Origin of the sequence: Macrococcoides caseolyticum, from assembly GCF_002902665.1 — a bacterium.
GTDB lineage: Bacteria > Bacillota > Bacilli > Staphylococcales > Staphylococcaceae > Macrococcoides > Macrococcoides caseolyticum.
Genome location: NZ_PPRM01000027.1, coordinates 1 through 13,725, shown reverse-complemented (window position 1 = coordinate 13,725; position 13,725 = coordinate 1). Strand labels below are relative to the sequence as shown.

The window sequence follows — 13,725 nt, the reverse complement described above, 5'->3', positions numbered from 1 at the left end:
AATTGTACATGTTAGATTTATGGTATACAGAGAATCACACGGATAACGTAAAATTTTCTATTAAAACAACAGAACATCTATTAACCGAAAAAACACCATTCCAGCAAATTGATTTCTTCAAGTCTGAAGAATTTGGTACGTTCTTTACGTTAGATGGTTTAATGATGGTAAACGAAAAAGATGAATTCGTATATCACGATATGATTACACACGTTGCAATGGCAACAAACCCTAATATTAAGAAAGTACTCGTTATCGGTGGCGGTGATGGGGGTACAGTACGAGAACTGACACGTTATGCCTCCCTCGAACAAATCGACATGGTAGAAATTGATGAGCGCGTTGTGCGTTTATCTCAAGAATATCTTCCGATTACAGCAGGAAAACTCTCAGATCCACGTGTCACTTTATTATTCGAAGACGGTTTAGCATATGTTAAGAATAAAGAAGATGGTTACTACGATTTAATTTTAGTAGATTCTACTGATCCTATCGGTCCTGGTGAAGGTTTATTCTCACATGACTTCTATAACAACTGTTTCCGAGTGTTAACAGATGACGGTATATTAATCAATCAGCATGAATCACCTTATTATCCAAGCTACGCACATGAAATGAAGCGTGCACATTCTAAAATTAAAGGCTTATTCCCGATTACACGTGTGTACCAGTTCCATATGCCAACTTACCCATCAGGTCACTGGTTATTCGGATTTGCATCTAAAAAGTTCGATCCATTAAAAGATGCTGACTTAGATGCATGGAACAAACTTGGCTTAAAAACAAAATATTATAACACTGATATTCATACAGGTGCATTCGCCCTTCCAACATTCGTTAAGGAGATGCTCGATGATGCAACCGAATAAACATGTATATATGAGCTGCGAAGCTTCATTCGATGAAGCGACAACAGTAATATATGGCGCGCCATTTGACGGTACGGTTTCAAACCGCCCTGGCACACGCTTTGCAGCCGATGCAATTCGTTCAGAATCATACGGCCTTGAAACATACAGCCCATTCTTAAACAAAGACTTAGAAGATGTGCGCATCATGGATTCAGGCGATGTCGATATTACAATCGGTAACAAAGTAAAGGTATTAGAAGAACTTGAAGAGACTGCGCGTACAATCTTAAATGCAAGCAAGCTGCCGTTTATGATCGGTGGCGAACATTTAGTGACGCTCGGCCCTATGCGTGCCGTCCTAGAAAAGTATCCGGACGCGATGCTTGTGCAGCTTGATGCACATACGGACTTACGTGATGACTATATGGGGGAACCATTATCTCACGCAACAGTCGTACGCCGTATACATGACCTTATTGGTGATAACAGAATCTATCAATACGGTATTCGTTCAGGTACGAAAGAAGAGTTTGACTGGAGCGACACACATACGGTACTTGAGAAATTCTCAATCGATACATTAAAGGACTTACCTGGTATTATCGGTAATACGCCTGTATATGTCACAATCGACCTGGATTGCTTAGATCCATCTATCTTCCCTGGTACAGGAACACCTGAACCCGGCGGATTAACTTATAGAGAACTTGAACCCGCATTTAAAGTATTCGAACAACTGAACGTTGTTGCAGCAGATATCGTAGAATTGTCACCACCATACGACCATAGTGGTGTTTCTAATGCAGTTGCAGCGAAAGTTGCGCGTGAACTGATGCTTGCGATTACGAAGTAACATATTTTATAATCTGAAGTTTCATTCCTTCAGATTATTTTTTTATTGAAAAATAGAACGTACGTTCGTATAATAGAAGAAAAGTTTGAAAGTAGTGATAAAAATGATACATCCAATCTATGGTGAAACAGATTACCGTAAAATCGACCCTGCACAATTGAACAGAAATATTCCGAAAGGACGTGGCATGATTAAGTGGGCACCCTTTGCGACGATGCCAGAACAATTTCTGGATGTTAAACGCCAGATTGATGCACAAACGAAGATTGAACGCCCAGAGCTATCAGAAGCCGCTTACAGGAAATTAATGAGGTGCTGCATAGCGCACTCAGTAAGCAGCAGCCAGTTTATATTGATTATTACATCGACGGCACAATTCAGCATACAAAGATGTATATCGAAAAGATTGATCAGTGGGCTGCCATTATTATCGGCACGACGGTAAACGAAGGTTACATGTACTTCGTCTCATTTTTAGATATTGTAAACCTTGAGATTATTACAGAAAGCATTTAATAATTAATATCCAAAATTTGCATAATAATATTAATAAAGTAACGGATTTATTACAATTTATTAAAGTTCAAACAAGGATTGTGAACTGAAGCTAAATGAATGATAAGAATCGGTAATTCACCGCAACAAACGCGAAGCACATGGCATAATATAAGCAAATCAACTAAAGGAGCCTATAATGCGAACAATTATAATACTGTTATTGCTGCTGTTTCCATCGCCGCTATATGCTAGCGAGTTACCCCCTACAATCCTGTACTTTGAAAATGAGCATGCCCAGCCACTGAAATATCACTTTACAGTAAATGATAACCTCTACTACGAAACAGACGACGATGGTTATTATATTTTCAATAATACCGTCAATGAAATTGAAGTGGACGGGCAGATTATCCCTATTAAAGTAGGTCATAAACATATTATTCATGTGGAGGAGCCGGTAGATGATATCCTTGAAGAAGTCTCTCGTCCTCATGATGAAGAGACTGAACCACCGTCAAATAACGATACAACCGTCAAAGTATTTACACCTGCATTCACTCCACCTGAAGCTGTCCATGTATATCTTAACGAAGGACATAAACGTATCGCGACAAGCGAAGCAAAAGACGGTGCCGCTCATTTCGATAACTTAAAGCGTGATACGGTATATACGGCGACTACTGACGAAGCAGTAGAACCCATTCGTATCAAGCAAGGGGAAACACGTCGTATTACAGTGCAGACAGACGACCCGCCCCCGAAAGTAAGAGCAGCACGTGTAATACCACAAAACGCACCTGAGAAACACAAGCTCAATATTAAGCTGAACGATGAAGCAGATGAGGAACAATCAAACGAAGAGCAGCAGACTCAAAAGAAATATACGTATACGAAACGCCCAGTCATCTCGAAAGAAAACAACAATAAAGCGTATAAGGAAGTAATGCCACAGATTCCGGTGTCACCTGTAGAAGATGATGAAAGTTCCTCCTATAATGCTGCAGAACAATATGAATCACCCATTCAAAAAGAACGAGGGACGAAAGAAGTAACAACTGAAGAAACAACCTCTATGAACTTTAAAGACCCTGATGACCAATACACAGCAAAACAGGCAGTAGATAAAACGCTGCCCGATACAGGAGATGCATATACTAATCCACTATTATTATCTGTATTATTTACCGTGTATGGCGGCTGCATGCTTTATATCAGCCGATTAATTTGAACCTCGGCACGACTGTGACCATTTACCTGCAGTATGCCACCTTCTACAACAAAGTCATGACCAAAAGGTGTTATGCCACGCATCCCTTCAAATATAAACATACCACCACTACTAATCATGCTTTGAGAAGCAAGTGTCGACATGACGTATGTGCGGTGCGCTTTTATATCCGTCAGACGATGTAATCTGCGCATCACCTGTTCAAAGCCTTCTGTCGCACCAAGTGCTACAAAGGCATCAGGATGATGTCTATTTATCCTTCTTATGTATTTATTAAATGACTTAGCGCGTTCATTCCAGTCCACAACAGCGAGCACTTGTCCTCCATCACCAAATGGTCCGCCATATGCCTCCCACAATGTTTTAAACTGATATGCTTCATGAATATGAGCGTCATGCCTGCTACACCCGATTACAATATCATGGATAGCAGGTTTATTCTGTTTCATCAAAGCAATCAATGTAAGCATCTCTGATTCTAATCTCGGATCAATGTCTAAAACATGCTGAACGGTATTCAAATAAACACCTCGTCTATTAATTTAGTCAAAAAGAAAAGAACTCAATAAATTGAGTTCTACGCGTGTTCGGATTCAATTTGTGAAACGATTTCTTTCGTACGACGTTCGATATCTTCGAAGTCTTTCTTAAAGCTGATGAAGAATAATGCAGCACCTGCTGTCAAAATAACGCTTAATACTAAGACCAAGATAAATACTGCTTTAAATAATCCTTTGATCAATTCCATCCGTATTCACTCCTAAGTTTACTTTTGCCATTAGTTTATCATAAATAATTTCATCATAAAAATATTTGACATTAACTATTTCAAATTAAAACGATTATATATATAATAAAGCAAATACATTTAAAGGATGAACAGGATGGCTCATGTACATTTACTTGCTGCTTGGCAGCATAACGACATCGATAAAATAAAACAACTTATATCTAAACGTGTGCATGTTTTCTTAACTAAAGAAAATGGTGCAACAATTGAAATGAATTATGAGACACTGACTGCCTTAATACAACAATCAATTGAAGTCGCTATAAAAAACGACTGGGACTGGCAGTTTGACGTAATGCATAAAACGGAACGTGGTTCTGAAAATATTGTTGTGATAAAAGTTTCTATAAGCAGTGGTAACTTCGAATCATCAGAAGAAGCCGGGTTATGTGTATTAACATTTGATGATGATGGTGACGCGAGAAGACTTATTCGTGCATATATTGAAAATAATGTAGCAAACAATTAGGAAAGCTGGGGAAATCATGCAACAAGTTAAAAGTATGATCACGGAGTTTAGAGGTAACCATTATGACTTCGGACGGCATCAGGCTGAATGGCTGAAGACGACACTCATGATGGAAAACAGAGCGAGAGAGTGGCGTCTTCGTCGTCCCCGATTCGATATTAATATCGAGGAATCAATGGATGCATTCATGAAATATGCACCCGGTATATGGGAGGAACTCATCGGATTACAGGATGGACTCCACATGGATATGACACAGGTGCTGCTTAATTTCGGTCACTATAGAGTGTATGCGAAGCCAAGTGGATGCAGCGTGTTTACAACAGAAGATTATATGGTAAGGAACTATGATTATCATCCTTCAACATATGATGGTAGATTTACGTTCTATGAACCGAGTGATATCGGCTATGCAACGATGGCACCTGTTTCACGTATTACAGGCCGTATGGATGGAATGAATGAGCATGGCCTTGTAATGGGCTATAACTTTATGCATCGTAAGGCTCCTGGAGACGGCTTTGTGTGCTATATGATTGGACGTATGATTTTAGAATACTGTAAAGACATCGAAGAAGCAGTCGACTTCTTGAAAGAAATTCCACATCGTTCCAGCTTCAGCTACATATTGCTGGATAAATCAGGTATCACTAAGATTGTCGAAGCAACACCGAGAGAAAAAACGGTGCGTAATCATCATTACTGCACAAATCATTTCGAAGTACTCACCCACGAGAATAGACGGGTGCTTGATGACTCACATATGCGTATGAAACACTTGAAGCAGCTCACTTCTCACATTGATGCGCACACTGCCTTTCGCTTAATGAACGATCCCAGCCAAGGTATCTTCAGCAGCCTCTATTCTAGCTGGAGCGGTACGATTCATACGAGCTGTTATCATCCGAAAGATATGACATGCGACATCACGCTCGGCAGCAACGGAACCCCCGTGACCCTTAGCTTGCAGGATTGGCTAGATGGCAAACCGTTACCTCATTATGAGATAACCGGACAAATCGACACGCATTTAACATTCGCAAGTGAATAAAAGGTCGTGACACGAGCGCTCAGACACGAATAAAATCACGAAAAGACACTAGGAAATGGTTTTTGTTTCCGGGTGTCTTTTTGATTTTTAGAAGTGTCTGCTCGTGGAACGCCGTCAAAAAATCGTGACACGAGCGCTCAGATACGAATAAAATCATGAAAAGACACTAGGAAACGGTTTTTGTTTCCGGGTGTCTTTTTGATTTATTGAAAGGCTGTCAGAACCTTAAATGGTCTATTCTCAAATAGATCAAATTGCTGATGACGTAAGTCCATAGCCTTCAGCAGACGCTGCTTCTGAAACGGAAGAGTGACATACTGATCGATATTGGCTGCTGTCACAGGATAAAATGCGACATCTACGGTCTCTTCTGGTGCATCTTTTAGTACGCCTCCTGTCACTCTCCCGTGAAATGTAAAATTGATTACACCTGTCGTTTTGTTATGCGATGTGTAAAGCAACGCTGTAAGCTCTACGTCAAGTCCCGTTTCTTCTTTGACTTCTCGTATTGCTCCTTGGATTACATCTTCATCCTTATCCAGACGTCCCCCTGGTAATTCTAATGTATCACTACGATGTAAGCTTCTTACAAGGAGTACTTCGTTCTTATCATTTGTTACATAAACATTGGTTGATACGAGATGTAAATCTTGTTTGTAATCTCCTGTCGGATGGATAATCATTTCCTTCTTAGAGATGATCCACTTATCGTTTGCAAGCTTTTCTGGAAGACTGTTTTTGTAGTGTATTGTTTTCTTGCGCATTTCAAAGAATTCACGGTAGTGCTGCTCATCAATATAACCCCATATTTCGGTGATTACAGTATAATCTTCATTCACCCATCTACCAATCAGTTTGACACCGAGTTCTAAATAATTGTTAAGTACGTGGTTATGAAAATAAGCATTCGTAGATTCATAACCATCAGGAATAATTCTAATTTCAGTCTTTACTTCAAACATCGCTACACTTCCTAACCTGCTTCTTCGTTTACCATTATCATACATTAATCTATATAAAATTTCATTTCACAAATGAAATTTTTACGACATCGAATATATTTAACAGTTCAAATATTCGAATTCTATATTTATTCAGTATAAAATACACATATAAGGAGTGATTCAAATGAACACAAAATTAAATACAAATATAAAAATAAAAGATCTGACACTTAAAAATCGTATCGTTATGCCTCCGATGTGCCAGTATTCCGTCGAAAAGAAAGATGGCACACCGACAGATTGGCACTATATACATTATGCTTCGCGTGCTGTTGGAGGCACAGGACTGATTATTGTGGAAATGACAAATGTTGAACCCGACGGCAGAATTACCGATCACTGTCTTGGATTATGGGATGATGCTCAAATTCCAGCTTATCAGCGTATCGTCCAGGGAATTCATGATAATGGTGCTAAAGCCGCAATTCAAATCGCACATGCAGGACGTAAAGCGACACATATAGAGACACCTGTCTCAAGCTCAGAAACACCGCTCGATGAACCGACAAAGTTCGGTCCAATACGTTATCCTCGCGCGCTTTCAACGGAAGAAGTAAAGGTTATGGTGGATAAGTATAAAGAAAGTGCGAGACGTGCAGTTGAAGCGGGATTTGATGCGATTGAGGTTCACGGTGCACACGGATATCTCATTCATCAGTTTCACTCACCTTCAATCAACAAGCGAACAGATGAATATGGTAAAGACTTATCTCTATTCGGATGCGAAGTAATACAAGCGGTTAAGTCTGTTATGCCTGAAGGAATGCCGCTCATCTTCAGAATTTCTGCTCGTGAATATATGGATGGCGGTTATGACTTAGAACATGCACTGCACATTTCTGAAGATTATCAAGCAGCAGGTGTGGATGTTTTCCATATTTCAACAGGTGGAGAGGCACCCGCTGGCAAAGAAAAGCCAGGCAACTATCCAGGATATCAAGTGCCATTCGCACGTGCATTTAAAGAAAAATTCAACATACCTGTCATCGCAGTAGGCATGCTGGATAATGCAGAAACTGCTGAAATGGTGCTGAACAATGATGATATCGATATGGTTGCCATCGGACGTGGCATGCTAAATGATCCTTATTGGGCAATTCATGCGGTGAAATCTTTAAGAGATGATGTCGAAATTCCAAAACAATACGAACGAGGGATTCATTAATGTACGATTATGTACTCTTTGATCTGGATGGTACATTAACCGATCCTTATATCGGAATTACGAACAGCATCATCTATTCTTTACAACAGATGAATATTGAAGCGCCAGATAACAGTGCGCTTATCCCATTCATCGGACCACCTCTACATGAAAGCTATAGAACGGTCTATAACCTGCAAGATGAAGATAACGCTACTGCAATTAAGCATTATAGAACTTATTTCAGCGATAAAGGCATGTACGAAAATGAAGTATATGCAGGAATTGAAATTGTGCTGCAGGCACTTAAAGCACAAGGGAAGCAACTCTTCATCGCGACAAGTAAACCGACTGATTTCGCAATTCCGATATTACAGCACTTCAAACTTGATGGTTACTTTAATGAAATTGTCGGCAGCAATATGGATGGCACACGCACGAATAAAGCAGAAGTGATTGCGACAGTTATGAATACCCATCAGTTAAATCCAGATAAGACAGTGATGATTGGTGACCGTATGTATGATATCAATGGTGCTCATCAAAATAATATCGATAGTATCGGTGTCCTCTATGGTTATGGGAGCGCAGAAGAAATAAAGGCAGCAAAGCCAACACACACAATTGCAACGGTGGATTACTTGCTGGATGTGCTTCTCTAAACTAAATAATGTTATTCCAAAAAGAACCCGAACACTGCATAATGCAATGTCCGGGTTTTTCGTATTAGATGACCCAGTTCCCATCTTTAAAGACAGGAATTGTTGATCCATCTTCATAGACACCATCGATATTCAGATCACTGCTGCCCATCATAAAGTCTACATGTACGAGTGAGTGATTCAATCCTTTATCAAATAACTCATCTTTTGATAAATCTTTTCCGCCTTCTATCGCATTCGGAAATGATCGTCCTAATGCAACATGGCACGATGCATTTTCATCATATAACGTATTATAATATAGAATTCCAGAATTTGAGATTGGAGAATCATCTGGCACAAGCGCAATTTCTCCTAATCGTCTGGCACCTTCATCGTTATTCAATAAGTTCTTTAGCACTTCATAACCTTGTCCAGCTTCGAAGTCTGTCACGACACCGTCTTTAAACGTTAATTTAAAATCATCAATAATTGCACCTTGATATGCAAGTGGTCTAGTATTTCCGATAACCCCGTTAACACGGCGATAATCCGGTGATGTAAATACTTCTTCTGTCGGCATATTCACTTGAATTTCAACACCATCTGCATTCTTCGTGCTTGCACCTAACCATCGATGGCCTTTCGTCAAACCAATTTCAACATCCGTACGTTCAGAATAATAATGAAGCTTATCGAAGTTCAGTTCATTTAACCTTTCTGCACGTGCATTCAAATTATCATTATGTTCTTTCCATGCCTGAACAGGGTCTTCTTTGTCCACACGTACCGCTTTAATCATCGCATCAAGCAGCTTAAGTTTTGCTGCCTCTCCTTTTTCTTTTGGAAATACAAGTTCTCCCCACTTGTCATTCGGGAATGCCACGATACACCATGAGAAATCATAACGCCCTACTGCACGTGCGAAGTCTTTGTTCATCTCACCACTCGCTTTAGCAAGTGCTGCAATCTTATCAGGTGCTGCATCTTTCAATAACTCAGGAGTCTGTGAATAAATACGTAGATGTGCGACCTTCTGCTCGATAAAGTCGTTTACTTCGTCTATCTTATACTGCTTCACCGTTTCGAACACTTCTACAGGTGCATATTCAAAGTCTAGCTGACGTGATGGTCCATCTGTCAGCTTTTGAATAACATTATGCGCCCCACGTTCATATGCCGCTTTCGTTACTGCTCTGACAAAGTCGATCGCATCGATATCTGAATTGATGACCAATGTCTGCCCTGGTTGTACATTCAGACCTACTGTCACAACGGTCTGTGCATATTTCTCTACTGTTTCAATATAATTCATAACCTGTCTCCTCCATTCTATTATTTCCATTATATCGGTTTCCGAATGAAAAATAAACAAAAAAGAAAAGTATTGATCATTAACAAAAATACCGGAACAACTATGAGTTTTTTCACCAACAGCTGTTCCGGTATACTTATATTAAGCATCAAATAATTCGATACGTTTCACCTTATTATCTTTAAAGATAAACTTCATACCTATGTGATTTTCTTTATCCATATAATGATACTGTGTCTGACGGTTATTCAGTATTGATTTCTTATATGTCGTACCGTAAGCCTCAATCACTTGTGCTTTCGAGTCACCGATGCCAATATTACGTTCTGTGTACAATTTATCATTGCGATATAAGATAAGCGCACTTATCTGCTGCTTCTTATTCGATACGCTAATAATCAGACCAGGCAATGCATCTGATCGATAAAATGATTTACCTTCCACTTTCGCATTATCATCTTCTTTAAAACTTTCTAGTAGTACATTACGATGCTGATGTAACATATAGTTTCCGATGCGTTCCTGACTTAGATCATTATCTGGAGTCGTGCAATAATTATAAACGAGCATGCCGGAAACGAAGATAATAAACAGTCCAATAATTGTAAATATATATTTCTTCATGAGCGCCCACTTTCCTCATTTATTTTCTTTATAATAACATAAAATATTAGTTTATTCTTTCGACTTCTAGAGCGTTAGTTTTGTCTGACAATTCTTATATTGTTATAATACAATTATAATAACTAAAGGGGATGAACGTCATGACAACACTTAAAACGCATTACGATAATAGTTTAACACTTGAACAATACTTAGCGCATATGCAGGTCAATAAAGATGAAATGCTTGCGATATATGATGCTTTTCAAGTACCAGATGATGCACGTCTACAAGAAATTAAAGATAAAGATTTAAAGGCAATCGTCATTACAGAAGACTGGTGCGGGGATGCAATGGTCAATATTCCAGTACTCATGCGTATCGCTGAAGCAGCAAGTATTGATTTACGCTTCTCATTACGAGATGACAATCTGGAACTCATGGATCAGTACTTAACGAATGGCACTGCACGTTCGATTCCAATCTTCGTATTCCTTGATGCTACAGACCATCAATATGCAGTGTGGGGTCCACGAGCACAAGTTGTCCAGGACTATGTCACAGAAGTACGCCAGGACCTGCCTAGTAAAGATGCACCAGACTTTGAAGAGCAACAAAAAGCAGTGCACCATACAATCCACGAAAAATATAAAAACTCACCAGAATTCTGGGAGGAAATCTACAACTCTATCGTAGAACGCCTCATTCACCTATAATCATGACAACAGTTTGAGGAAATAATCCTCAAACTGTTCTTTTTGTAATAAATATTGAATTCGAGGGTATATAGGAATATAGATATATATTAAAAGAGGTGAAGCTATGAATAATTTATATGATGAAGTAAAGAACTCACGAAACGAACTATTAGAACAAGTTAAACAGCTTAGTACATCTGAACTTAACTATAACTTCGGCAGCAAATTCAAGAGCATTAAATATAACTTACTGCAAATCGCATATGCATATCATGAAGGACTGGATCAATATAAGGACCAGATTGGTGATTATGACTTATTTAAAGAGAACGGACCCAAACTGAACATCATCGATATCGAGAACTATTTCGATAACATAGATTATGCAATCGAACAAAACCCAGTGCCTCCAGAAACAGTGATGCCTTATATCTTTAATGATTATGAGTATCGCGGTAAGATTAAGTTCCTGATGACATTCTTTGAAGTGTTGAAATAGTGAAACCAATAATCCCCCAAATTTTATTTGGGGGATTATAAAATTTTGTACGTAAAGTGATTTTTATATAATTTTCAATACTATGAATCGTCTGTCTTAAGCGTTTCAATCTATTTGCGATTCCTTTTGCTGAAAGATTTTGATGATAATATGATTCTATGGACATGAGTTCATCCGTGTTAAGATGGTTGTAGGTCATTCTGTACTCACTCCTTATGTTTCCTTTGGTCGGAAATACATAAGGAGTTTAGCATAGAAGACTCTTTTAGTTATATAGCTTAATTTTACAATCAACGTTTAGAAAAATTAAACTGAAAAAAACACTTTATTTTAAAAAATAAAGTGTTCTTCTACTCGATAAAATACTGTTATCCTACTGTACTCCAGCTTTACTCCACTCATTCCAAACGATATCAGCATCATTCTGACCATAAAGATCATATGCAGACTGTGCAAGTGCATTTTTAGCATCAGAGAAATTAGAATTAGATGTTAGGTATTGTGTGAGTGCACGATAATATATTTGTTCAGATTTTTGATTTCCTAGTTGTCGGATGGTGTTATATGCAATTTTATTTGGAATTCCTGAATTGATATGGACACCACCATTATCTGACTGCGTATTGACATATTGACTCATATTTTCAGGTTGTCCAAAGGCACCTGGATTTGACAGACTTCTCAATGCATCTCCCGATTGTCCTGGTGTATATACGTCTTCCCCCATCAACCAGTCGCTAGGATCTACAAAATAACCAAAGATATCAGAGAAACTTTCATTCAATGCACCTGATTGACCATAATATTCAAGATTCGCAGTTTGTTGAGTAACACCATGCGTAATCTCATGTGCAACAACATCGTTTGCTCCTGATAAGGCTGTGAAAGTTCTACCATCCCCATCACCGTAAATCATCTTATCGCCAATCCAAGCGGCATTATTTGTATTATCTTGATCATCATAATTATTCACATGGACAATAGAATTAATTGGACTGCCATTATTATCATAAGATTCACGATTAAATCTATTTTTATAGAATTTATAGGTCTGAGCAGCATAATAGTTAGCATCTACTCCCGCACGCTGGTTATTGCTATTGAAAACTTTGTCATAGTCTGTAATAAGATTGGCACTACCATTATACTGATTCAGACTATAAGCAGATAATTGTCCTTTATTTGTCAAATCCTGTAATGCATAACCCTTACTGATCCTATTGATATTGATACTTTTAGTATCTCCTAGTACGCCACGACCAGTTCCTACAGTAGCAACTTCTTGAATTAGATTCAGCTTCTCTAATACTTGTCCGTTATCTGCATCGATTTTCACTTTCCAATGTCCAGCTTTAGGAGATACAGTAGTGATTTCTATATCATATACTAGTTTATTTTTATCCCCATCAATAACAACATTGGAGCTTTTAATAACTTTATCTCCAAGGTTATCTGCTTTGTCTTCATTGATAGCAAGTGATTTAAATGCTTCAGAGATAGCAGTCTTACTGTCGATATTAACATTATTTGTAGGTGCAATAGTCTTAGCTTCTATAGCACCATTGACAAGTATAACCTCACCTTTGTCATTTGTATGTACTTTAATCTCTTGGTCTGTAGCAAATTTCCCTTTTGCTTTGGGATGTAAAGTGTAATGTACATAACCTAAATTATCTTTTTCTACATTTGTTACTTCATATTGTTTATAATTCTTCTTCAAATTTTTATAACCCGGAAGATCTTTGAGAATTGTTTTTACTTCTTTCTTTGATTGAATATTTCCATTTACATCAAGTTGCTTAAAACTTTGATTCTTAGCTTGAGCCTCATATGTATCAACGATGCCTAGAGCAGATGAAATTATTGCTGTTGAAAGAACAATAGTACCTAGTTTACTCTTCTTCATTAAAAACACCTCTTATTTAAATTATAAAATTTATTGCTAATTTTATTATATCTTCAAATTTAAATATTTCAATATTTTTTTGAATCGTCGATTGTAAAATTAAGCTAGACAACTAAAAAAGCCTTCTGTGCTAAACTCAATATGTATTTCCGACCAAAGAAAACATAAGGAGTTA

General features: G+C 38.2%; 16 protein-coding genes. 10 read left to right on the top strand and 6 right to left on the bottom strand.

Features of this window, described 5'->3' with window-relative positions:
- Positions 1 to 8 precede the first annotated feature (8 nt).
- From speE to CD152_RS05170, 4 genes are all read left to right on the top strand, one after another.
- Positions 9 to 869 carry a polyamine aminopropyltransferase gene (gene speE / locus CD152_RS05185; RefSeq protein ID WP_101037617.1) on the top strand — a complete coding sequence of 287 codons (861 nt, stop codon included), beginning with the start codon at positions 9 to 11 and terminating at the stop codon, positions 867 to 869.
- Positions 853 to 1,704: an agmatinase gene (gene speB, locus CD152_RS05180; protein ID WP_101037615.1), complete on the top strand. Its 852-nt coding sequence runs from the start codon at positions 853 to 855 to the stop codon at positions 1,702 to 1,704. Before speE ends, speB begins: the two co-directional genes overlap by 17 nt.
- A gap of 312 nt (positions 1,705 to 2,016) precedes the next feature.
- Positions 2,017 to 2,220 (top strand): YolD-like family protein, encoded by a 204-nt coding sequence (locus tag CD152_RS12245; protein ID WP_169926163.1) that lies wholly within the window; start codon positions 2,017 to 2,019, stop codon positions 2,218 to 2,220.
- Positions 2,221 to 2,398: 178 nt separating this feature from the next.
- Positions 2,399 to 3,430, top strand: coding sequence for a hypothetical protein (locus tag CD152_RS05170; protein WP_015912165.1), 1,032 nt, complete (start codon positions 2,399 to 2,401; stop codon positions 3,428 to 3,430).
- On the opposite strand, the gene CD152_RS05165 is transcribed toward CD152_RS05170, so the two are convergent.
- A complete protein-coding gene (locus CD152_RS05165) occupies positions 3,409 to 3,951 on the bottom strand; it encodes a type 1 periplasmic-binding domain-containing protein (protein WP_103214476.1) in 543 nt (180 codons plus the stop codon). The two genes, CD152_RS05170 and CD152_RS05165, sit on opposite strands and share 22 nt — an antisense overlap.
- 56 nt (positions 3,952 to 4,007) lie before the next feature.
- The gene (locus CD152_RS11835) at positions 4,008 to 4,178 is read right to left on the bottom strand and encodes a hypothetical protein (protein WP_086039159.1); all 171 of its coding nucleotides are present in this window, start codon (positions 4,176 to 4,178) and stop codon (positions 4,008 to 4,010) included.
- A 136-nt stretch (positions 4,179 to 4,314) separates the two neighbouring features.
- On the opposite strand from CD152_RS11835, the gene CD152_RS05160 reads away from it, so the two are divergent.
- The gene (locus CD152_RS05160; RefSeq protein WP_041636174.1) at positions 4,315 to 4,689 is read left to right on the top strand and encodes a hypothetical protein; all 375 of its coding nucleotides are present in this window, start codon (positions 4,315 to 4,317) and stop codon (positions 4,687 to 4,689) included.
- Positions 4,690 to 4,705: 16 nt separating this feature from the next.
- Positions 4,706 to 5,740, top strand: a complete 1,035-nt coding sequence (locus CD152_RS05155) for a C45 family autoproteolytic acyltransferase/hydolase (RefSeq protein WP_103214475.1) — start codon at positions 4,706 to 4,708, stop codon at positions 5,738 to 5,740.
- Between the two features lie 203 nt (positions 5,741 to 5,943).
- On the opposite strand, the gene CD152_RS05150 is transcribed toward CD152_RS05155, so the two are convergent.
- Positions 5,944 to 6,702, bottom strand: a complete 759-nt coding sequence (locus tag CD152_RS05150) for an NUDIX hydrolase (protein ID WP_157820272.1) — start codon at positions 6,700 to 6,702, stop codon at positions 5,944 to 5,946.
- Positions 6,703 to 6,868: 166 nt separating this feature from the next.
- Between CD152_RS05150 and CD152_RS05145 the strand changes: the two genes are divergently transcribed.
- Positions 6,869 to 7,909, top strand: coding sequence for an NADH:flavin oxidoreductase/NADH oxidase (locus CD152_RS05145; RefSeq protein WP_103214474.1), 1,041 nt, complete (start codon positions 6,869 to 6,871; stop codon positions 7,907 to 7,909).
- Positions 7,909 to 8,550 carry an HAD family hydrolase gene (locus tag CD152_RS05140; protein WP_101037601.1) on the top strand — a complete coding sequence of 214 codons (642 nt, stop codon included), beginning with the start codon at positions 7,909 to 7,911 and terminating at the stop codon, positions 8,548 to 8,550. The genes CD152_RS05145 and CD152_RS05140 overlap by 1 nt, the downstream gene beginning before the upstream one ends.
- A 64-nt stretch (positions 8,551 to 8,614) precedes the next feature.
- Here CD152_RS05140 and CD152_RS05135 read toward each other — a convergent pair whose 3' ends face one another.
- Positions 8,615 to 9,844, bottom strand: coding sequence for an aminopeptidase (locus CD152_RS05135; protein ID WP_101037599.1), 1,230 nt, complete (start codon positions 9,842 to 9,844; stop codon positions 8,615 to 8,617).
- A gap of 141 nt (positions 9,845 to 9,985) precedes the next feature.
- A complete protein-coding gene (locus tag CD152_RS05130; protein ID WP_101037597.1) occupies positions 9,986 to 10,468 on the bottom strand; it encodes a hypothetical protein in 483 nt (160 codons plus the stop codon).
- A 140-nt stretch (positions 10,469 to 10,608) separates the two neighbouring features.
- Between CD152_RS05130 and CD152_RS05125 the strand changes: the two genes are divergently transcribed.
- Positions 10,609 to 11,163, top strand: coding sequence for a thioredoxin family protein (locus CD152_RS05125; protein WP_101037595.1), 555 nt, complete (start codon positions 10,609 to 10,611; stop codon positions 11,161 to 11,163).
- 106 nt (positions 11,164 to 11,269) lie between these two features.
- Positions 11,270 to 11,644, top strand: coding sequence for a hypothetical protein (locus tag CD152_RS05120; RefSeq protein WP_101037593.1), 375 nt, complete (start codon positions 11,270 to 11,272; stop codon positions 11,642 to 11,644).
- Between the two features lie 373 nt (positions 11,645 to 12,017).
- On the opposite strand, the gene CD152_RS05115 is transcribed toward CD152_RS05120, so the two are convergent.
- Positions 12,018 to 13,550 (bottom strand): M4 family metallopeptidase, encoded by a 1,533-nt coding sequence (locus CD152_RS05115; RefSeq protein WP_103214473.1) that lies wholly within the window; start codon positions 13,548 to 13,550, stop codon positions 12,018 to 12,020.
- Positions 13,551 to 13,725: the final 175 nt, after the last annotated feature.